Source organism: Coprococcus sp. AM97-35 (assembly GCF_027697525.1).
Classification (GTDB): Bacteria; Bacillota; Clostridia; order Lachnospirales; family Lachnospiraceae; genus Allocoprococcus; species Allocoprococcus comes.
The window spans coordinates 117295-138868 of sequence record NZ_JAQESL010000007.1; the positions used below are offsets into that span (position 1 = coordinate 117295).

Below are 21574 nucleotides of genomic sequence, written 5' to 3' on the forward strand. Positions count from 1 at the left end.
TTATCTACATTTCAGACAGCTGTAAGAATCGGCTGTCTTTCCTAATAATTGTGGAAGGATATCCGCAGTCTGTCCGATCGAAGCGATCTTTCCGCCTTCGATCACCATGATCCGGTCAGCCATCTGGATGATTCTCTCCTGATGAGAAATAAGAATAAGACTCTGTTTTTTCTCTTTGTGCATTTTTTCAAACTGTTCGATCAGCATAGAAAAACTCCAGAGATCGATTCCGGCTTCCGGTTCATCGAAAATACAGAGTTTGTGAGGCTTTGCGAGAACGGTGGCAATTTCCAGACGCTTCATTTCACCGCCGGATAAGGTTCCGTCTACTTCACGTTCAATGTATTCGTTGGCACAAAGTCCAACGGTACTTAAAAGTCTGCAACAGACATCTCTTGTCAGATCTTCTCCAGCCGCAAGTGATAAAAGCTTGCTTACCGTCATTCCTTTGAAGCGCGGTGGCTGCTGGAATGCGTAACCGATTCCGGCTTCTGCCCTGTGATTGATATCATAATCACTGATATCGGTTCCGTCTAAGATGATCTGTCCGGCACTTGCCTGGTCAATCCCCATTAGCACTTTTGCAAGTGTGGATTTGCCACCGCCGTTCGGACCGGTGATCACCAGCATTTCTCCGTCTTCTACGTTAAAACTAATATTTTCTACAATGCTGCGTTCTATTCCGTTTTCATTCACCTGGAATGTAAGATTTTTTACTTCCAGCATGAGTTCATCCCCTTTCTGTGTAAGAAACTTATATAAAGTTTGTCTGGTTGAAAAATTTATATTCATAAATTGTATGATGTAAGTATCAAAAGAATAAATTGCGTAACAATGGAGCAATCTGATTACATCATTGGATACAGAATCTTTATATATTTATGTCTATTATAAAACATATCGAAAAAGTTGTCATCTTTTATTATTGAAAAGCATACCTGCAAAGCGAAATTCGCAGAATTTTCAGAAATAATTCAGAAAGACCACAGGAATTTGCTCTAGGTATCTGCATAAATTTATGTTATACTAATGGAATAGTAAGAAAGAAGAGGGTGATAATATGTCAGGATTTAAAGATGTCGTAGGACATAGCGAGATCATTCAGTATATACAGAACGCGGTTACAGAAGATAAAGTATCACACGCTTATATTCTGAACGGCGAGAAGGGATCAGGAAAGAAGATGCTTGCAGGTCTTTTTGCACAGACTCTGCAGTGCGAAAAGGGCGGAACAGAACCGTGCTATGAGTGCCATTCGTGCAAGCAGGCAGTCAGCGGCAATCATCCGGATATTATCTGGGTAACGCATGAAAAGCCGAACAGCATCAGTGTAGATGATATCCGGGTTCAGATCAATGGGGATATTCAGGTGAAGCCTTATAATGGAAAATACAAGATCTACATTGTGCCGGATGCAGATATGATGACTGTACAGGCACAGAATGCTCTGTTGAAGACAATCGAAGAGCCACCTGCTTATGCGGTAATTCTGCTTCTTACAGAGAATGCGAACAGTCTGCTCCCAACGATCTGCTCAAGATGCGTTATGCTGAAGCTCCGTAACATTAAGGATCAGCTTGTGAAAAGGTATCTGATGGAGCAGCTTCAGGTTCCTGATTACAAGGCAGACGTGTGTACTGCATTTGCACAGGGCAATATTGGAAAAGCTGCTATGCTGGCAGGCTCTGAGCATTTTAATGAAATTAAAGATGAGGCAGTTCGTCTGCTGAAGAATATCGATACCATGGAACTCGGTGATCTGGTGGAAGCTGTGAAACGGATTTCCGCTTACAAGATTGAGATCACAGATTATCTGGACATCCTTATGATCTGGTATCGTGATGTTCTGATCTATAAAGCAACAATGAATATCGACAGACTGATTTTCGGTGAAGAGATCGACAGTATCAGGGAGCGTGCGAAAAAGAGCTCTTATGAAGGAATTGAGACAATTCTGGAAGCACTTGAGAAAGCAAAGGCGAGACTGCGCGCCAATGTCAACTTTGATCTTGTCATGGAACTTCTTCTGTTGACAATAAAGGAGAACTAGGGAATGACAAAAGTAATTGGAGTCCGTTTTCGGACTGCAGGAAAGATCTATTTTTTCTCACCGGGCAAATTTGAGGTGAAGCGTGGCGATCAGGTAATTGTAGAGACTGCGAGAGGAGTAGAATTCGGTAACGTTGTGATGGGACCGAAGGAAGTGAAGGATGAAGAGATCACCCAGCCTCTTAAGACAGTGATCCGCCTGGCGACAGAGGATGACCGCCGTGTAGAAGAAAAGAATCGCAAAAAAGAAAAAGAAGCATTTCAGATTTGTCTGGAAAAGATCCACAAGCATGAGCTGGAGATGAAGCTGATCGATGCAGAATATACCTTTGACAACAATAAAGTGCTGTTTTACTTTACCGCAGACGGAAGAATTGATTTCCGTGAACTGGTAAAGGATCTGGCAGCGGTATTCCGTACCAGGATTGAACTTCGCCAGATCGGTGTAAGAGACGAGACGAAGATCCGCGGAGGAATCGGGATCTGTGGACGAGAGCTTTGTTGCCACACCTATCTGTCTGAGTTTGCACCGGTTTCAATCAAGATGGCAAAAGAACAGAATCTGTCGCTGAACCCGACTAAGATTTCAGGTGTATGTGGCAGACTGATGTGCTGCCTGACAAATGAGGAAGAGACATACGAGGAACTCAACAATAATCTTCCGTCTGTAGGTGAGTCAGTGACAACTCCGGAAGGCCTGAAAGGTGAAGTACAGTCATTAAGCGTACTGCGTCAGCTTGTCAGGGTTATTGTAACTCTGGACAATGATGAGAAAGAAATCCGTGAATATCCGGCAGCTGACCTGAAGTTCAAACCGCGCCGCCGGAAAAAGGATGTGAAACTTTCCAAACAGGAAATGAAAGAGCTTGCAGCTCTGGAGAAAGGTGAAGGAGCGTCAAAGTTAGATGACAAATAATCTTAAGCCGGGAGAACGGCTCGATGATTTACAGATAAAAGGCTATGAGATCATCCAGAGCCCGGGGCGGTTCTGCTTCGGAATGGATGCAGTGCTTTTAAGTGCCTTTGCCAAAGTAAAAGCGGGAGAATGCGTTCTTGATCTTGGAACAGGAACGGGAATTCTCCCGATTCTTTTGGCCGCAAAGACAAAAGGAAAGCATTTTACAGGGCTGGAGATCCAGGAAGAGAGCGCAGATATGGCGCGCCGGAGCGTCCGGCACAACCAGCTTGAGGAGCAGATCGACATTGTGACGGGAGATATCAAAGAAGCGTCACAGATATTTGGACACGGCTCCATGGATGTGATCACAACGAATCCGCCGTATATGATCGGTGGGCATGGGCTTGCCAATCCGGAGAGTGCCAAGGCGATCGCAAGGCATGAAGTCCTTTGTACATTGGATGATATTATCCGGGAAAGTGCGCGGACTTTAAAAGCCGGAGGCAGATTTTACATGGTACACAGACCGTTCCGGCTTGCCGAGATCTTGACGGCAATGTGCGAGGCGAAGCTGGAGCCGAAGCGGATGCGCTTGGTGTATCCATATGTGGATAAGGAGCCAAACATGGTTTTGATCGAGGGAATCCGTGGCGCGAAATCGCGGATGACCGTGGAGCCGCCGCTGATCGTTTATGAGAAAGATGGCAGTTATACACGGGAAATCCTGGAACATTACGGAATGACAGGGACTGGAAAGGAGTAACTATGGCAGGAACATTATATTTGTGCGCAACGCCGATCGGCAATCTGGAGGATATGACGTTCCGGGTGATCCGGACGCTGAAAGAGGTTGACCTGATTGCAGCGGAAGATACCAGGAACAGTATTAAACTGCTGAACCATTTTGAGATCAAAACACCGATGACCAGTTATCATGAATATAATAAGATAGACAAAGGACATGCTCTGGTGGAGAAACTTCTTGCAGGGACAAATATTGCACTGATCACCGATGCCGGCACACCGGGAATCTCAGATCCGGGTGAGGAACTGGTGAAAATGTGCTATGAAGCCGGAATTACGGTCACTTCCCTTCCGGGAGCCGCTGCCTGTATTACGGCACTGACATTTTCCGGGCTTTCCACCAGAAGATTTGCATTTGAGGCATTTCTTCCAACGGACAAAAAGGAAAGACAGGCAGTCCTGGGTGAGCTTGTAGATGAGACAAGAACGATGATCGTTTACGAAGCACCGCATCGTCTGGTGAGAACCTTGAGAGAGCTTGGAGAAGTTCTTGGTGGGGACAGACATCTGACTGTGTGCCGGGAACTTACAAAAAAGCATGAGACTGCATTTCGCACCACATTTGCGGAAGCGGTTTCCTATTACGAGAGCAACGATCCGAAGGGGGAGTGTGTGCTTGTGATCGAGGGGAAGAGCCGGGAGAGCATTTTACAGGAGGAGCGCGCAAAATGGGAAGAAATGACGGTTCAGGAGCATATGGATTACTATATGAACCAGGGAATCGATAAGAAAGAAGCCATGAAAAAGGTGGCAAAAGACCGCGGAGTCGGAAAGAGGGACATTTATAAAGAACTGCTGTAAGGCTTTCGTCAATTTGTACACCTTCTTAAAAAATCTTTGTTCAACCCGGTCATAGACCGACGATGTAAAAACAGATATACTTTATTTCAGAAACAAGAACAGCGACAGTGTGTAAGAAGCGCACAAAGATTTAGGAGGAAAAATAAATGGCAAGCTTATCATTAAAGCATATTAACAAAACATATCCGAACGGATTTGAAGCAGTTAAAGATTTCAACCTTGAAATTGAAGATAAAGAATTTATCATTTTTGTAGGACCATCTGGATGTGGTAAATCTACTACACTTCGTATGGTTGCAGGTCTGGAAGAGATCACAAGCGGTGAACTCAAGATCGGTGACAAAGTGGTAAATGATGTAGAACCAAAAGACAGAGATATCGCGATGGTATTCCAGAACTATGCTCTGTACCCACATATGACTGTATATGATAACATGGCATTCGGACTTAAATTAAGAAAAGTTCCGAAACCGGAGATTGATAAGATGGTTCGTGAAGCAGCTAAGATCCTTGACCTTGAACCACTGCTTGACCGTAAACCAAAAGCTCTTTCAGGTGGACAGAGACAGCGTGTTGCTATGGGACGTGCAATCGTTCGTAACCCGAAGGTATTCCTTATGGATGAACCACTTTCCAACCTGGATGCTAAACTTCGTGGACAGATGCGTATCGAGATTTCCAAACTTCATCAGAGACTTGGTACAACAATCATCTACGTAACACATGACCAGACAGAAGCTATGACACTGGGAACCAGAATCGTAGTTATGAACGCAGGTGTTGTTCAGCAGGTAGATACACCACAGGTACTTTATGATACCCCATGCAACCTCTTCGTTGCAGGATTCATCGGATCACCACAGATGAACTTCCTTGATGCTGTATGCCAGAAGAAGGGTGACAAAGTTGTCCTCAAAGTCGGACCGGCTGATATTGAACTTCCACCGTCAAAAGCAAAGAAACTTATCGATGGAGGATATGAAGGAAAGACTGTTGTCCTTGGAATCCGTCCGGAAGATGTACATGATGAGCAGATGTTTATCACATCTTCACCGAATACAGTTATTCAGGCTAAGATCCGTGTATATGAAATGCTTGGTGCTGAAGTTTATCTCCACTTCGATTATGAAGGAGCTACAATGACAGCCCGTGTTGATCCTAGAACAACAGCAAGAACAGGGGATACAGTTACATTTGCATTCGATGCTGAAAAGATCCATGTGTTCGACAAAGAGACAGAAAAGACAATTACAAACTAAGATGTGAAATTATTTGCCGGAGTTTCCGATTTTGGAGACTCCGGTTAAAATTTTCTTGACAATCGGGCTATTCGTGGTATATAGTTACGTTAATAAAGGGGAGTAACCTACGCAAGGGAATCCGCGTTTGTGGTGTCGTCAGTACGGTGGAAGCATCCGGTACCACAAGAAAATGGTGAGACTTTTATTGCATTATTTGTTGTGCAATAAGGGTTTCTTTTTTTGTACATTTTTATCGAAAGAGAGCTTCGTTGCATAAGAAATTCAGGAATGTGAATACTCAAAAACAGGAGGCGGAAAAGATGAAAGAAATTTATCAGTCATCGATAAAAGAAGTGCTTGGACAGATGGGAAGCAGAGAAGAGGGACTTACGATAAAAGAAGTGGAAAAGTCCCGTGAAAAATGTGGATGGAATGAGCTCGCGGAGGGAAAGAAAAAAAGTGTGCTGCAGATTTTTTTGGAGCAGTACAAGGATTTCCTGGTGATTATCCTGATTGCATCGGCGATTATTTCAGGAATTTTAGGAGACGCAGAAAGTGCGGCAGTTATTGTGATCGTCATTACAATGAATGCGATTTTGGGAACCGTGCAGACGGTAAAAGCAGAGCAGTCGCTTCAGAGCCTGAAAAAGCTTTCAGGACCGGAGGCGAAGGTTCTCAGGAATGGTACGGTGACACCGATTCCGGCAAGAGAACTGGTAGTTGGAGATGTGATCCTTCTGGAAGCCGGGGATTATGTTCCGGCAGACGGACGACTGATCGAGAACGCAAGTCTGAAGATCGATGAAAGTGCACTGACCGGGGAAAGTCTTGCAGTTGAGAAAAGCCTGGATGAAATCGAAGAGGAAGTGCCGCTTGGTGACCGGAACAATATGTTATTTTCGGGAAGCTTTGTTACTTACGGACGTGGAAGAGCCGTTGTGACAAGTGTAGGTATGCAGACAGAAGTCGGAAAGATTGCCGGACTTTTAAAATCAACATCTGAAAAGCAGACTCCGCTTCAGGTGAATCTGGAAGAGTTCGGAAAGAAGCTTTCGGTTCTGATCCTGGTATTTTGCGGAATCTTATTTGGAATCAGTGTATTTCGTGGAGAAAATATCGGAAGCGCGTTTATGTTTGCAGTAGCACTTGCGGTTGCAGCAATCCCGGAGGCATTAAGTTCAATTGTAACAATCGTCCTTTCTTTCGGAACGCAGAAGATGGCCAAGGAGCATGCAATTATTCGAAAACTGCAGGCGGTAGAAGGTCTTGGAAGTGTCTCCGTGATCTGTTCGGATAAAACCGGAACTCTCACGCAGAATAAGATGACTGTTGAAGATTATTATATAGAAGGCAGAAGAATCCGGGCAGATGAGATCGATATGGCAGATCCGGCACAGAGATTTCTGCTTGATTGCAGCATTTTATGTAACGATTCTACCAATGAAAATGGAGTGGAAATCGGAGATCCGACAGAGACAGCGCTGATCAATCTGGGAAGCCGCTATGGAGTGGAAGCTGCAGAAGTAAGAGAAAGTTATCCAAGAGAAGATGAGATTCCATTTGACAGTGACCGGAAAATGATGTCGACACTTCACCGGATAGACGGCGAAAACCGGATGATCGTCAAAGGTGCGGTTGACCGTCTCCTGGATCTGACAGACCGGATCTGGACAGACAATGGAATACGGGAGATTACAAAAGAAGATAAAGAAAAGATTCAGAGCCAGAATCAGGAATTTTCAATGGAAGGTCTTCGAGTGCTGGCATTTACCTTCCGGGAGATGCCGGAAGAACATCTGCTGACCGCAGAGGATGAGGACCATCTGGTATTTCTCGGAATGATCGCAATGATGGATCCGCCGAGGGAAGAGTCAAAAGCTGCAGTAGAAGAATGTATCAAAGCAGGCATCCGTCCGGTGATGATCACGGGAGACCATAAGATCACGGCAGCAGCGATCGCAAAACGGATCGGCATTTTAAAGGATTTATCCGAAGCCTGTGAGGGCGCGGAGATTGAAAATATGAGTGACGAGGAGTTGCGGGGATTTGTCCCGAAGATTTCTGTCTATGCAAGGGTTTCGCCGGAACATAAGATCCGGATCGTCCGTGCATGGCAAGAGCGCGGAAATATTGTATCGATGACCGGCGACGGTGTCAACGATGCACCGGCTCTTAAGCAGGCAGATATAGGTGTTGCAATGGGAGTAACCGGAACAGAAGTTGCCAAAGATGCAGCGGCGATGGTACTTACAGACGATAATTTTGCCACAATTGTAAAAGCAGTGGAAAACGGACGAAACTTATACCGTAATATCAAGTATGCGATCCAGTTTCTGTTATCGGGAAACTTCGGTGCAATTCTCGCTGTTTTATATGCATCGATCGCAGGACTTCCGGTTCCGTTTGCACCGGTTCATCTGCTTTTTATCAACCTGCTGACTGATAGTCTCCCGGCAATTGCACTGGGAGTAGAACCGCATACCAGTGATGTGATGAATGAGAAGCCAAGACCGGCAGATGAGTCGATCCTGACAAAAGATTTCCTGTCAAAGATTGGTCTGGAAGGACTGGTGATCGGTGTAATGACGATGATCAGTTTCCTGACAGGATATCATCAGGACGGTGCACTTCTTGGAAGTACTTATGCATTTGGAACGCTCTGTCTTGCACGGCTGTTTCACGGATATAACTGTAAATCAGATCATCCGGTGATTTTTACCAAACGGTTTTTCAATAATAAATGGATGCAGGGCGCATTTGCACTGGGAGCAATTCTGATCACGGCTGTACTTACAATTCCGGGGCTGCATCAGGTGTTCAAAGTAGAAACATTGAACTTTGAACAGCTTGGGACTGTCTACCTGTATGCATTTGCCTGTTTTCCGATCATACAGCTTCTGAAGTGGGTACGTGGAAAATTATCTGAGTAACAATATGGGAAAATGCTTACTGGTTGTAAGGGGATTAACCATAAATATATTGTAGTAGAATGGAGAAAATAGTGGATTTTAGTAAATTATCTATAAAAAAAATCCGGGAATTGATCGTATTTACAGTGCTGATCGTAGTTGCATTGTGGAAGTTTGATGTGGTTCTTGGCGTGATCAAGGCGGTATGGGGGATTATTTTCCCCTTCGCTCTTGGCGGTGCGATCGCGTTTGTGATCAATGTTCCGATGAGCTTTCTGGAGAAAAAATTATTTGGAAAGGCAAAAGAGAAAGGAAGTAAGGCGGCAGGAAAGCTTGCAAGACCGGTCAGCCTTCTTCTTACGATCGTACTGGTAGTGGGTGTGATCGTGCTTGTCATGTTCGGTCTGATTCCGCAGCTTACGGAAACAATTGGAAGTCTGATGAACAGTATTGCAGAATTTATTCCGCAGATGCAGAGCTGGGTACGGGAATTTACGCACAATAACCGGGAAATCATGGATCTTGTGAACCAGGTGGAGTTCAATCCGAATAAGGCAATCCAGTGGGGGATGAGTATTCTCGGAAATGGTGCGGGAAATTTTATGAATACAACGATGACAGCAGTTGGCTCCATCGTCAGTGGAGTTACTACATTTTTTATTGCCTTTTCCTTTGCCTGCTATATTCTTTTCCAGAAAGAAAAACTGCATGTGCAGGTGAGAAAAGTGTTTTTCGCGTTTATTCCAAAACGAAAAGCAGAAGTGATTCTTGAAGTCTGTTCCCTGACCTACCGTACCTTCGCAAACTTCCTTACCGGACAGTGCCTGGAAGCAGTCATCCTCGGAAGTATGTTTGTAATTACATTAAGTATACTGAAAATGCCGTATGCACTGCTGATTGGAATCATCATATCCTTCACAGCCCTGATCCCAATCTTTGGAGCTTTCATCGGCTGCGTACTTGGCGGCCTCCTGATCTTCATGGTGAGCCCGAAACAGGCAATCCTTTTCATCCTTGTATTTCTGATCCTCCAGCAGATCGAAGGTAACCTGATCTACCCACACGTAGTCGGCAGCTCCGTAGGGCTTCCCTCCATCTGGGTCCTCGCTGCAGTCACCATCGGCGGTAACCTTCTGGGAATCATAGGAATGCTCGTCTTCATCCCGCTAGTGTCAGTCCTTTATACCCTCTTCCGGGAATATGTGTATTTGCGTTTGAAAAAACAACACATCAAGAAAGTGACGAAAACTGAGGTAGAAGAGTATACTCAAGAAGAAATTGACAAAATGAAAGAACTATACGAAAAAGAGCACCCTGAAAAATGTCTTGAATAAGGAAGTAATTTCATACATATAAATGTATTGAAATCGCAGCAAAAGCCTGCAACTTTGAGATGCAATCTCAAAGAGCAGGCTTTTCGACTCCTCATTTATAGTTTGGCGGAAAAGTATGACTTGTAGAATGTCAGCCGGGCGGAAAATAAATTGTGTTCAAATTCAATTTTTTGTGCAATGGAGACGAAACTCAGGAATCGTGGAAGCCATTGCTGAACACGATTTCCGCCCTAAGAGGTTCGTCGGAATGGTTTGCACAACTTGAATTTGAACACAATTTATTTTCCACCCGGCGTCCCCTCTCCAACACTTTTCCCCATCCAAGAAAGGAGAAAAAATGCTCAATTACCTGTGGTCGGGAATGATTCTTATTGGCATCCTTTTTGCCGCTTTCTCCGGCAAAATGCCGGACATCACCACCGCCGCCTTAGATTCCTCCAAAGAAGCCGTCACCCTTTGCATCACGATGATGGGCGTCATGTCCTTCTGGACCGGACTCATGGGAATCGCAGAAAAATCCGGCATCCTGAAAACGGCAACCGTCCGCCTTTCCCCTCTGATCCATTTCCTCTTTCCAGAACTGCCAAAAGATCACCCGGCAGAAAAACCAATCGCGGCAAACATCATTGCAAATATCCTCGGACTTGGCTGGGCGGCAACTCCGGCAGGTCTTGAAGCAATGGAAGAGCTTCAGAAGCTAGAAGAAGACCGCCGCCTTGGAAAAGCGGCAGGACCGGTAAGAAAAAGAGGCGTTGCAAGCAATGAGATGTGTACCTTCCTGATCGTAAATATTTCTTCACTGCAGCTGATCCCGGTGTCGGTGATCGCCTACCGGAGCCAGTACGGAAGCGTGAATCCGACAGCCGTTGTTGGACCTGGGATTGCGGCAACGGCGGTCAGTACCGGGGCGGCGATTTTATTTTGCAGGATAATGGACCGGAAAAGCTAGAATTTCTGTAGCTTTTTGTAACATACCTTGACTAAAGTACAAAAAAACGCTATAATCAATATCACGGCAAAGCTTTAAACCATTGAAGTTTAAACCGCTAAAGTTTAAAGCTGTAAAGCCAAAACGGAAAAAGTTTGTTCGAAAAGAACATAGATGGAGGTATGTTATTATGAAAGCAAGAAAAATTTTAGCAGTATCACTTACTGCAGCAATGACACTGGCACTTGCTGCCTGTGGCGGAAGTTCATCAGACAAAGAATCTTCTTCAAAGGATTCATCAGACAAGGTATATAAGATCGGTATCTGCCAGCAGCTTGAGCATGCAGCTCTTGACGAGGCAACCAAAGGATTTGAAGAAGCCTGTGAAGAAAAATTCGGAAAAGACAAAGTGAAGTTCGATCTTCAGAACGGACAGGGCGAACAGGCAAACTGCGCAACCATCGTAAACAATTTTGTGGCAGACAATGATGACTTGATCCTTGCAAATGCAACAACTGCTCTTCAGTGTGCAGCAGCTGCAACAAGCACGATCCCGATTCTTGGAACATCTGTTACAGATTATGCAACTGCTCTTGATATTTCTGACTGGACAGGATCAACAGGTATGAACATTTCAGGAACCTGTGACCTTGCACCGATCGATGAACAGGAAGCAATGCTTAAAGAGCTCCTTCCGGATGCAAAAACAGTAGGTATCCTTTACTGTTCAGCAGAACCGAACTCAGCATATCAGGCTAAGAAGTTCGAAGAAGCACTCGACAAAGATGGAATCAAATATAAAGAATACACAGCAGCAGACTCTAATGAAATCCAGTCTGTAGTAACAAGCGCAGTAGATGAGTGCGACGCACTTTACATTCCAACCGATAATACAATGGCATCTAACACAGAGATTATCAACAATATCTGCCTTCCGGCAAAGGTTCCGGTAATCGCAGGTGAACAGGGAATCTGTGAAGGCTGTGGTATTGCAACTCTTTCTATCAGCTACTATGACATCGGATACAGAGCAGGTGAAATGGCTTACGATATCCTTGTAAATGGAAAAGATATCTCAACCATGGATATTGAAAGTGCACCGAATGTTACAAAGATGTATAACAAAACAATTTGTGACGAACTCGGAATCACTGTTCCGGACGATTACGAAGCAATTGAGGAATAATCAGTATAGAAAGAGGCAAGAACAATGTATTTAGCAGCTTTAGATCCGATGACTCTTGTGCGCGCTCTTCCGGGAAATGTAGCGCAGGGGATCATCTGGGGAATTATGGCGCTTGGCGTTTATATCACTTTCCGCATTCTGGATTTTGCGGATCTGACGGTTGACGGATCGTTAGCTACAGGTGGAGCAGTTGCAGTTATGCTGATCCGCGGCGGTATGAATCCGGCACTGGCACTTCTTTTCGCATTTCTGGCAGGTATGGCAGCCGGATTTGTGACAGGTATTTTACATACGTTTTTTGGAATTCCGGGCATTCTGTCCAGTATTCTGACGCAGATCGGACTTTACTCGGTGAATCTCGGAATCATGGGAAAATCCAATCAGGCAGTCAATGTTATGCAGTATAAATTGGTTGCATCTCTTCGTTATGTGACCGGCGAAGGAAGTGAACTGTTTTTTGTAAAACTGATCGTGGCAGCACTTATCCTGATCGCAATTATTTACTGGTTCTTTGGAACTGAGCTTGGTGCATCGATCCGTGCAACCGGATGTAATCCGCAGATGGCAAGTGCACAGGGAATCAATACAGGCTTTACAAAGGTTCTGGCGCTTATGATATCCAACGGACTTGTGGGACTTTCCGGTGGGATTTACGCACAATACCAGGGAGCAGCCGATGTCAATATGGGACGTGGTGCCATTGTAATCGGACTTGCAGCCGTTATCATCAGCGAAGTTATTTTTGGGAAATTCTGTGCAGGCAGAAAAGCAGCCTTTGCATTTACACTTGGAGCAATCTTTATCGGAGCGATTATTTACTATATTGTAATCGCACTGGTATTGTGGCTGAAGATGCCTTCTGATTATATGAAACTGTTCTCAGCGGTAGTGGTTGCATGCTTCCTTGCAGTTCCGTACATGAAGGGTAAATATTTTACAAAGAAACGGAGGACTGCATAATGGGATATATGTTGGAAATCCAGAATATTCATAAAACCTTTAATCCGGGAACGATCAATGAAAAGGTCGCACTTAACGGAGTGAATCTGAACCTCAATCCGGGTGATTTCGTGACTATCATCGGTGGAAATGGTGCAGGAAAATCCACCACACTGAATGCGATCGCAGGAGTGTGGTCTGTAGACGAAGGAAAGATCATCATTGACGGAGTGGATATTACAAAGCTTTCAGAGCATAAAAGAGCACTTTATCTGGGAAGAGTTTTCCAGGATCCGATGACTGGAACTGCGGCAACCATGTCGATTGAAGAAAATATGGCGATCGCAGCCAGACGTGGTGAGCGCAGAGGTCTTGGATGGGGCATTACGAAAAAAGAGCGGGAGCGCTATAAAGAAGCCCTGAAAGAACTTGATCTTGGACTGGAAGACCGTCTGAGCAGTAAAGTCGGACTTCTTTCTGGTGGACAGCGACAGGCGATCACTCTTTTGATGGCGTCTCTTAAAAAGCCAAAGCTTTTACTTCTGGACGAGCATACTGCAGCACTTGACCCGAAAACTGCAGCGAAGGTACTTGCCATCTCTGATAAGATCATTCAGGAGCATCAGCTTACTGCAATGATGGTAACACATAATATGAAAGATGCCATCGCGCACGGCAACCGCCTGATCATGATGCATGAAGGAAAAATTATCTACGATGTATCAGGAGAAGAGAAGAAGAATCTGAAGGTTGCAGATCTGCTGGCGAAGTTTGAAGAAGTCAGCGGCGGCGAGTTTGCGAATGACCGGATGATGTTGTCGTAAAGAATAATTTAAAAATGAAATAATAGTAGAAAACAGGAACGAGGTTTTACGATTGATGTAGAGCCTCGTTTTTTTGCACGTCTTGTTTAAATGTACTATTAAAAAACAGAGCAGATTCTGAAATACTATAAAATTATAGAGAATACCTATTAGTAATACAGGATAGAAATTATCAATTGGACGTATAAATAGAGTAGTAGTACAATAGAAAAAACAGCAACATGTCGAATGTCGACAATGTTATATTATTAGGAGGTTTACAATGAAGAAGAAAGTACTCAGCGCTTTACTTTGTGCAGCTATGGCAGTTTCTATGCTTGCCGGATGCGGCGGATCAAAGTCAGACAGCAAAGAAGCTGACAAGAGCGCAACAGAATCAACAAAAGCAGCAAGTGATACATTTACATTTGCAATCGGTGGGGACACAGGTAATACACTGAATCCGATTACTGCAGATGACCGATGGGGACTTATGACATGTCATATGGTTTATTCACCTGCGTACTATATTTACCAGGATGGAACAATCGACTGGATTCTTGCAGAAAGCATGGATGCGTCAGAAGATGGTAAAGTTTATACGATGAAGTTAAAAGAAGGATTAAAGTGGAGCGATGGAGAACCGTTAACAGCAGATGATATTGTATTTACTTTTAATTCTATTAACGATATGAAGCAAAATCTTTATGTAGGTGGGGAACCGATCAAAGTTGAGAAAGTAGATGATACTACAGTAACATTTACACTTGCAGAACCAAGTGCTTCTGTAGTAGAACTTCTGTCGGCAGAGACATTTATTGTTCCAAAGCATATCTTTGAAGGAAAAGGAAGCTTTGACGTGAATATGCTTGAAGATAAAGTTGTTGGATCTGGTCCATATATGCTTGAAGAATATAAGACAGGTGAACATCTTAAATTTGTGAAGAATCCGAACTACGCAAACGGAGAAGCAAATATTGATACAGTTGTATATAGAATTATTGAAAATTCTGATACAGCAGGTCTTGCACTTCAGAAACAGGAAGTAGATGCACTGAGCGTAACTGTTGATCAGGTTGACACATTTGAAGGTGATGACAACTTTACCGTTTCAAAATACAGCGAAGGTCGTGTTTCTTATCTGAGACTGAACTCTGTTGCACCGAGTATGAAAGACAAAGATTATCGTGAAGGAATCTTCAGAGCTCTTAATCGTGATGAAATCATGACTGCAGCATTTACAAGTGAAGATTATTACAAATTAGGATATACGTTCCTTCCGTACTCAAGCAGCTACTACACAGAAGACGGAGTTGAAAAGTGGGATCAGGATATAGATAAAGCTAAGAAGCTGACTGCAAATGGTGCAAAATCCTTAAAACTCTGCTATGTTGAGGAAAGCACAGAACAGAAAAATGAAGCACTTACAATCCAGGCTGAATTAAAAGCAGTTGGTATTGATGTTGAGTTGTGTGGTGTGAACCAGGCCGCATACATGAGTGCAGCTTATGATCCGGAATCTACAGATTATGATATGTTCCTTGGAGCATACGTAATGGGTATCGACCCGGATACATTTGCACCGCTGTTTGATTCAACAAAAGATGATATGATGAACTTCCACAATGCAGACATTGATGCAAAATTCAATGAAGCAGCTACAACTCTTGATGATTCTAAGAGAAAAGAGCTGTATAGCGAACTTCAGGTTTTGGTATCGGAAGAAGCACTTCAGTATCCAATGGGTACAAGTATGAAGACAGTTGTTACAACTGCCCGTGTTGGAGGACTTGATGATGCACAGTTCGTACCGATTTATACATTCGGAGATGTATCAAAATTAACTTTAAAATAATGGATGACGGGGAGGAGGGTTAATAAGCCTCCTCCCTTTTTTAGCAGAAACTATATTTGGAGGAAGAGGAATGAAATATATTGTAAAACGTATTTTACAGGCAATTCCATTACTGCTTATCATTACATTTATCTGCTTTATGCTGATCAATCTTGCGCCGTATGATGCAATTGATTCAATTACGACACCGGATATGACAAAACAGGAGATAGAGGCAAAGCGAGAAGCGTATGGACTAAATGATCCTGTAATTGTTCAGTATGGAAGATGGCTTGGGAATATCTGCCGGGGTGAATTTGGTTATTCACTGAGATCCAGAACAAGCATTTCTTATGATCTTAAGAGCAGAATTCCGTCTACGATCAAACTGGTGTTGCCGTCATATCTGACAGCTTTTTTACTGGCAATCGTATTAGGACTGGTTGCCGGAAGTCATAAGAATCAGTGGCAGGATAAGCTGATCGATGGAATCTGTTCCATCGGAATTGCGACACCAACTTTCTGGTTTGCGATGATCATCATGTTTTTCTTTGGTTATAAGTTAGAGCTGTTCCCTCTGATGGGAATGCATACGATTGGAAAAGAAGATTCTATTCTGGATTTTCTGCAGCATTTTATTATGCCGTATGTAGTTCTTACTGTTGGATTTATCCCGGATCTGACCAGATATGTGCGTGGCTCTACAATTGGGCAGCTGAAAGAAGATTATGTAATTGTGCAGAAGTCATTTGGCGCAAGCAAAGCAGAAATTTTGTTCAAGCATGTCAGCAAGAATGTCCTTCTTCCGCTGATTACCAAACTTGGTATGGCGCTTCCGATGCTTGTAACCGGAGCGGTTATTACAGAGACGATCTTCTCATGGCCGGGTATCGGACCTTATTTTGTAAGTGCAGTACAGGCAATGGATTATCCGATCGTTATGAGTATTCTTGTGCTTTCAGGAACCCTTGTTATTCTCGGAAATCTGTTATCGGATATTTTATATTGTGTGACAGATCCTCGAATTAAGTCAATGAAATAGAGGGGGGTAAAGATGAAAAAGAAGAACAGAAGACTTGAGAATGTAAAATATGAGTTTAAACATAATAAGCTGGCTATTTTTGCGGCGGTATATTTGATTGCAATTATTTTAGTCAGTGTTTTTGTTGTATTCAGCAGTGTAGATCCGGATGCTCTTGACGTAGCGCATAAACTGCAGTCACCGTCATCTGCACACTGGTTTGGAACAGATGAGCTGGGACGGGATTATTTTATCCGTGTATTATACGGTGGACGTGTATCACTGGTTGTTGGGGTACTGGCGATGCTGACTTCGATTGTAATTGGTGTAACCGTTGGTATGGTAGCGGGCTATTTTGGCGGAATTGTGGATAATATTCTGATGCGTATTGTTGATGTGTTCAGTTCTATTCCATGGATCATTATGGTAACCGTTGTCGGACTGTTATTTAAGAAAGGTCTTGTATCTATTATTATTGTAATTGGTCTGTTCAGCTGGATGGAAATTGCCAGACTGGTGCGTTCGGAAGTGCTTTCTGCAAAAGAGAGGGAGTATGTGCAGTACGCAGATTTTATCGGAATTCCTTCTGGAAAGGTTATCATGTCACACGTATTTCCGACCGTATTTCCAACGATCATCACAGCAGCAACAGCGCAGATAGCAAGTGCGATCATGGTAGAAAGTTCACTTAGCTTCCTGGGACTTGGTGTTGCGGCACCGATGTCCAGCTGGGGAAGTCTGCTCCAGAGCTCACAGCAGTATCTTCAGAAGGCACCTTATATGGCAGTTCTGCCGGGCATTCTGATCATTCTGACCGTGTATTCTTTCAATAAATTAGGGGATGTACTTCGTGTGTTTGTAGAACCGAGAATTACAGCAGGTGATAAAGATGAGTAAGAAGAATGTATTAAATGTAAAAAATATGAATGTTTCTTTTAAAAGTCATGGACAGGAAGTAAAGGCTGTAAGAGGAGTCAGCTTCAGCGTAGATCAGGGTGAAATCGTAGGTCTGGTTGGAGAATCCGGAAGTGGAAAATCTGTAACCATGAAAGCAGTTATGGGGATTCTGCCAGACAACGCAGAAAGAACTGCTGAGTCTATCTTTTTAAATGAAAGAGAATTAAAAGATCTGTCGGATGAAGAATGCAGAAAGGTCCGTGGAAAAGAGATGACCATGATTTTCCAGGATCCGATGACCGCACTGAATCCACTGAAGAAAATCGGAAGCCAGATCGAGGAAGTTATTATCCGGCAGAAAAAATGTTCTAAGAATGAAGCGAAAGAAAAAGCATTAGAAATGCTGAAGAAAGTAGGTATCCCGAATCCGGAAGTCAGACTCGGACAGTATCCACATGAATTTTCGGGCGGTATGCGCCAGAGAGTTCTGATCGCGATGGCACTTGCCTGCGAACCGGAGCTGCTGATCGCAGACGAACCGACGACAGCACTTGATGTTACGATTCAGGCGCAGATTCTGGATCTTTTACATGAACTGAAGGATGAATTCCGTACTTCGATTATGCTGATCACACATGATATGGGTGTTGTAGCAACTGTCTGCAGTAAGGTTATCATTATGTATGGTGGTCTGGTGATGGAAAGCGGTACGGTTGAAGAAGTATTTTATGAACCAAAGCATCCATATACAAAGGCACTTCTGAAAGCAATTCCTTCACTGGATCTGAAAGAAGGCGAGCGTTTACAGTCTATTCCGGGACTTCCGCCGTCACTGATCGATCCTCCGAAAGGATGTCCGTTCGCGGAACGCTGTGAGTATGCAACTGAAAGATGTAAAAATGAGAAACCAGAGTATACCGAATTTACAGAAACACACAGAGCAATGTGCTTTTTAAATGAGTAAGGTGGGGAGATAGATGAATAAAGAAATATTAATATCTGCAACGGATTTGAAGAAGTATTTCCCGGTTCATAAATTTATGGGCGGTAAGCAGTATGTAAAAGCGGTAGACGGTGTAAGTCTTGAGATCAATAAAGGCGAAACTTTTGGTCTGGTTGGAGAATCAGGCTGTGGAAAATCAACACTGGAACGTACCCTGATCCGTATGTATGATATCACAGATGGAAAAGTAACCTATAAAGGAAAAGATATTACAAATGAAAAAGCGAAGAATCTGCAGTGGATGAAGGATGAAGTGCAGATCATTTTCCAGGATCCGTATTCTGCTTTAAATCCATTCTGGAATGTTCGTGAAATTATCAATGAACCTCTTAAAAAAGCCGGAATGGAAGAGAAAGAGGCAGAAGAAAGAATTGAGTATTTATTAAATAAAGTTGGAATGTCAAAAGCAGATATGGATAAATTCCCGTATGAATTTTCCGGTGGACAAAGACAGAGAATCGGAATCGCAAGAGCACTTTCAGTTAATCCGGAATTCATCGTATGTGATGAGCCGATCGCAGCACTTGATGTATCGATCCAGGCACAGGTTGTCAATATGCTGGAAGATCTGCAGAACGAATTCGGTCTGACGTATCTTTTTGCAGCACATGATCTTTCAATGGTACGCTACATCAGTACCCGAATCGGAGTTATGTATCTTGGAACATTGGTTGAGGTGGCAGAGAGCAATGAACTTTATACCAATCCGATGCATCCGTACACAAAGGCACTGCTTTCCGCAATTCCGATCGTGGATCCGTTAAAAGCAAGAGAACATAAAAGAATCCAGCTCAAAGGCGAGCTGCCAAGTCCGATGAATATCCCGGAGGGCTGCCGTTTTGTGACTCGTTGTCCATATGCGACAGAAGCCTGTAAAAACGGTGTCCCGAAACTCCAGGAGATTTCAAAAGGACATTCCGTTGCATGCCATAGGGCGAAAGAAATCTTGTAAAGAAAATTGACATAAAAGTGTAAAGATGCTAGTATAATAAATAGAAAAGGTGCTACCGATGACGGTTCGCCTGATATTATTTGGTTATTAAAAATAACCGCTCATGTTTTCTCAGGACGATGGGCGGTTATTTTTGTGTGTGCGCCTAGCGGCGCACGTTAGAGGTGGAATCTGAAGGAAGCTGGATGTGAGGAACATACTAACTCACGGGCAAATCTCTGGTCTGACGGACAGAAATCTCATATGAGGTTATGCATGAGGGTAAGGTTGCACGCCAAATTGAAGCCCAATAACTGCACGGAATCATGCATGATAGATGAGGCAGATGGATGGAGAGGAAGAAACGTGTGGTACCTAGGGAGGTCTGTACGGTACGCCTTGAAAGAGGTAACCATTGCATAAAGCAATGCTGAACGCACAGAAGTCAGCAGAGGTCATAGTAGCCGAGAGGTGAAGGACCGAATCAGTAGGAGTCTTGAGTATGACCGAGAAAGGAGGAATGACCGCCTATGGCAGAAAATATTGAAAACAATGGCTGTTCGCAAAGAGATAGTGCGGAACACGAAGGGTATGCAAAAGCGTCTAGGTCATTCAATCGGATATGGAAAGAAAGAGACAGTGCACAGCCGAGACTTTTGGAAGCGATACTGTATAAAGACAACTTTAACAGAGCGTATAAGAGAGTCAAGGCAAACAAGGGAGCGCCAGGAATTGATGGCATGACCGTTGAGGAGGCTCTTCCATATCTAAAGGAACATCAACAAGAGATAACCGACCGCATTTATCGTGGAAAGTATACTCCGTCTCCAGTAAGACGAGTTGAGGTTCCAAAACCAGATGGTGGTGTGCGAAAGCTTGGCATACCAACAGTGGTAGACCGTACACTTCAACAGGCAATAACCCAACAGTTAGTGCCAATCTATGAACCGCTGTTTGCAGAGGGTAGCTATGGCTATCGTCCGAACAGAAGTGCAAAAGACGCAATACTTAAGGTGAAGGAGTATGCCGAACGAGGCTATACATTTGCTGTAGTCCTTGACTTGTCAAAGTACTTCGATACTCTTAATCACGAAATTCTCATCAATCTTCTCCGAAAGAATGTAAAAGATGAACGTGTAGTACAGTTGATAAAGCGCTATCTGAAAAGCGGTGTAATGGAGAACGGAGTAGTCATTGATACAGAGGAAGGCTCACCACAAGGTGGAAATCTATCACCATTGCTGGCAAATGTCTACCTCAATGAGTTCGACCAGGAATTCTTGAAAAGAGGCGTTCCATACATAAGATACGCAGATGACATTGTGCTTCTTGCAAAGAGCAAGCGGGCATCAGAGAGACTCTTGGAAAGCAGTACAAAATATCTTGAGGAGAGGCTGAAACTTACAGTCAACCGAGAAAAGAGTCGTACTGTCAGCGTATTTGCAATCCGAAATTTTAAATTCCTTGGCTTTGCATTGGGAAGGAACGGAAAAGGCATTTATGTCCGAGTTCATCCGAAGACATGGAAGAAGTTTAAGTCTAGACTGAAGGAGTTATCTTCCCGTAAGCGATGTCAGTCAATCAAGCCAAGCCTTGAGAAAATCAAGGTGTATGCGAAGGGATGGCTTAACTACTACGGAATTGCAAGTATGAAGAATAACATAGATGACATCAACGGATGGCTCTACCACAGAATACGTATGTGTATATGGAAACAGTGGAAACTTCCAAGAACAAAGAAAAGAAATCTGATAAAGATGGGAGTACACGAATACTATGCGAACATGGCAGCAAACTGCCGAAGAGGACACTGGTATTGTGCGAATCTGACAACAGTTAAGAAAGCCATGACAAAAGAAAGACTGATAAACAGTGGCTTCTATGATTTAGCCACAGCCTATCAGTCTGTGCACGTCAACTATTGAAACCGCCGTGTACCGAACGGTACGCACGGTGGTGTGAGAGGACGGCGGTTAGTCACCGCCTCCTACTTGAT

General features: G+C 43.7%; 18 protein-coding genes. 17 read left to right on the plus strand and 1 reads right to left on the minus strand.

Translation table 11 applies throughout. From position 1 onward, the window contains the following. On the minus strand, nt 1-726 hold the full coding sequence (locus PG840_RS07995) for an ABC transporter ATP-binding protein (protein WP_022220430.1): 726 nt from the start codon (nt 724-726) through the stop codon (nt 1-3). Nucleotides 727-1060: 334 nt separating this feature from the next. On the opposite strand from PG840_RS07995, the gene holB reads away from it, so the two are divergent. The 17 genes from holB (at nt 1061) to ltrA (ending at nt 21503) form a co-directional block, all read left to right on the plus strand. Beyond that, entirely contained in the window at nt 1061-2050 is a 990-nt protein-coding gene (holB, locus tag PG840_RS08000) for a DNA polymerase III subunit delta' (protein WP_117824643.1), read from the plus strand. 3 nt (nt 2051-2053) lie between these two features. Beyond that, entirely contained in the window at nt 2054-2965 is a 912-nt protein-coding gene (locus PG840_RS08005) for a PSP1 domain-containing protein (protein WP_117558723.1), read from the plus strand. Continuing rightward, a complete protein-coding gene (locus PG840_RS08010; protein WP_117558725.1) occupies nt 2955-3710 on the plus strand; it encodes a tRNA1(Val) (adenine(37)-N6)-methyltransferase in 756 nt (251 codons plus the stop codon). Before PG840_RS08005 ends, PG840_RS08010 begins: the two co-directional genes overlap by 11 nt. 2 nt (nt 3711-3712) lie before the next feature. Further along, the gene (gene rsmI / locus PG840_RS08015) at nt 3713-4552 is read left to right on the plus strand and encodes a 16S rRNA (cytidine(1402)-2'-O)-methyltransferase (RefSeq protein WP_270613492.1); all 840 of its coding nucleotides are present in this window, start codon (nt 3713-3715) and stop codon (nt 4550-4552) included. A 146-nt stretch (nt 4553-4698) separates the two neighbouring features. Next, complete coding sequence (locus PG840_RS08020) at nt 4699-5811, plus strand: ABC transporter ATP-binding protein (protein WP_117558729.1); 1113 nt, start codon at nt 4699-4701, stop codon at nt 5809-5811. A gap of 302 nt (nt 5812-6113) precedes the next feature. After that, nucleotides 6114-8723: a cation-translocating P-type ATPase gene (locus PG840_RS08025; RefSeq protein ID WP_270613493.1), complete on the plus strand. Its 2610-nt coding sequence runs from the start codon at nt 6114-6116 to the stop codon at nt 8721-8723. Nucleotides 8724-8794: 71 nt separating this feature from the next. Further along, nucleotides 8795-10036 carry an AI-2E family transporter gene (locus PG840_RS08030; protein ID WP_270613494.1) on the plus strand — a complete coding sequence of 414 codons (1242 nt, stop codon included), beginning with the start codon at nt 8795-8797 and terminating at the stop codon, nt 10034-10036. A gap of 337 nt (nt 10037-10373) precedes the next feature. Further along, a complete protein-coding gene (locus PG840_RS08035) occupies nt 10374-10985 on the plus strand; it encodes a nucleoside recognition protein (protein ID WP_270613495.1) in 612 nt (203 codons plus the stop codon). Between the two features lie 169 nt (nt 10986-11154). Further along, on the plus strand, nt 11155-12150 hold the full coding sequence (locus PG840_RS08040) for an ABC transporter substrate-binding protein (protein WP_173686117.1): 996 nt from the start codon (nt 11155-11157) through the stop codon (nt 12148-12150). Nucleotides 12151-12174: 24 nt separating this feature from the next. After that, nucleotides 12175-13110: an ABC transporter permease gene (locus PG840_RS08045; RefSeq protein WP_270613496.1), complete on the plus strand. Its 936-nt coding sequence runs from the start codon at nt 12175-12177 to the stop codon at nt 13108-13110. An 8-nt stretch (nt 13111-13118) separates the two neighbouring features. Beyond that, complete coding sequence (locus PG840_RS08050; protein WP_172679847.1) at nt 13119-13913, plus strand: ABC transporter ATP-binding protein; 795 nt, start codon at nt 13119-13121, stop codon at nt 13911-13913. Between the two features lie 262 nt (nt 13914-14175). Further along, nucleotides 14176-15747, plus strand: a complete 1572-nt coding sequence (locus PG840_RS08055; RefSeq protein WP_117824649.1) for an ABC transporter substrate-binding protein — start codon at nt 14176-14178, stop codon at nt 15745-15747. Nucleotides 15748-15817: 70 nt separating this feature from the next. Then, complete coding sequence (locus tag PG840_RS08060; protein ID WP_055297364.1) at nt 15818-16768, plus strand: ABC transporter permease; 951 nt, start codon at nt 15818-15820, stop codon at nt 16766-16768. A gap of 12 nt (nt 16769-16780) precedes the next feature. After that, a complete protein-coding gene (locus PG840_RS08065; protein ID WP_117824651.1) occupies nt 16781-17644 on the plus strand; it encodes an ABC transporter permease in 864 nt (287 codons plus the stop codon). Beyond that, entirely contained in the window at nt 17637-18608 is a 972-nt protein-coding gene (locus PG840_RS08070) for an ABC transporter ATP-binding protein (RefSeq protein WP_117824652.1), read from the plus strand. Before PG840_RS08065 ends, PG840_RS08070 begins: the two co-directional genes overlap by 8 nt. Nucleotides 18609-18621: 13 nt before the next feature. Then, nucleotides 18622-19599, plus strand: a complete 978-nt coding sequence (locus tag PG840_RS08075) for an ABC transporter ATP-binding protein (protein WP_117824653.1) — start codon at nt 18622-18624, stop codon at nt 19597-19599. Nucleotides 19600-20108: 509 nt separating this feature from the next. After that, the gene (gene ltrA, locus PG840_RS08080; RefSeq protein ID WP_270613497.1) at nt 20109-21503 is read left to right on the plus strand and encodes a group II intron reverse transcriptase/maturase; all 1395 of its coding nucleotides are present in this window, start codon (nt 20109-20111) and stop codon (nt 21501-21503) included. Nucleotides 21504-21574: the final 71 nt, after the last annotated feature.

What these genes read in the sequence shown, in the direction of transcription:
- PG840_RS08060 (WP_055297364.1), top strand. Translation starts at nt 15,818, where the DNA reads ATGAAATATATTGTAAAACGTATTTTACAGGCAATTCCATTACTGCTT.
- PG840_RS08040 (WP_173686117.1), top strand. Translation starts at nt 11,155, where the DNA reads ATGAAAGCAAGAAAAATTTTAGCAGTATCACTTACTGCAGCAATGACA.
- PG840_RS08025 (WP_270613493.1), top strand. Translation starts at nt 6,114, where the DNA reads ATGAAAGAAATTTATCAGTCATCGATAAAAGAAGTGCTTGGACAGATG.
- PG840_RS08075 (WP_117824653.1), top strand. Translation starts at nt 18,622, where the DNA reads ATGAATAAAGAAATATTAATATCTGCAACGGATTTGAAGAAGTATTTC.
- PG840_RS08035 (WP_270613495.1), top strand. Translation starts at nt 10,374, where the DNA reads ATGCTCAATTACCTGTGGTCGGGAATGATTCTTATTGGCATCCTTTTT.
- rsmI (WP_270613492.1), top strand. Translation starts at nt 3,713, where the DNA reads ATGGCAGGAACATTATATTTGTGCGCAACGCCGATCGGCAATCTGGAG.
- holB (WP_117824643.1), top strand. Translation starts at nt 1,061, where the DNA reads ATGTCAGGATTTAAAGATGTCGTAGGACATAGCGAGATCATTCAGTAT.
- PG840_RS08050 (WP_172679847.1), top strand. Translation starts at nt 13,119, where the DNA reads ATGTTGGAAATCCAGAATATTCATAAAACCTTTAATCCGGGAACGATC.
- PG840_RS08070 (WP_117824652.1), top strand. Translation starts at nt 17,637, where the DNA reads ATGAGTAAGAAGAATGTATTAAATGTAAAAAATATGAATGTTTCTTTT.
- PG840_RS08045 (WP_270613496.1), top strand. Translation starts at nt 12,175, where the DNA reads ATGTATTTAGCAGCTTTAGATCCGATGACTCTTGTGCGCGCTCTTCCG.
- PG840_RS08010 (WP_117558725.1), top strand. Translation starts at nt 2,955, where the DNA reads ATGACAAATAATCTTAAGCCGGGAGAACGGCTCGATGATTTACAGATA.
- PG840_RS07995 (WP_022220430.1), bottom strand. Translation starts at nt 726, where the DNA reads ATGCTGGAAGTAAAAAATCTTACATTCCAGGTGAATGAAAACGGAATA.
- PG840_RS08055 (WP_117824649.1), top strand. Translation starts at nt 14,176, where the DNA reads ATGAAGAAGAAAGTACTCAGCGCTTTACTTTGTGCAGCTATGGCAGTT.
- ltrA (WP_270613497.1), top strand. Translation starts at nt 20,109, where the DNA reads ATGGCAGAAAATATTGAAAACAATGGCTGTTCGCAAAGAGATAGTGCG.
- PG840_RS08005 (WP_117558723.1), top strand. Translation starts at nt 2,054, where the DNA reads ATGACAAAAGTAATTGGAGTCCGTTTTCGGACTGCAGGAAAGATCTAT.
- PG840_RS08020 (WP_117558729.1), top strand. Translation starts at nt 4,699, where the DNA reads ATGGCAAGCTTATCATTAAAGCATATTAACAAAACATATCCGAACGGA.
- PG840_RS08065 (WP_117824651.1), top strand. Translation starts at nt 16,781, where the DNA reads ATGAAAAAGAAGAACAGAAGACTTGAGAATGTAAAATATGAGTTTAAA.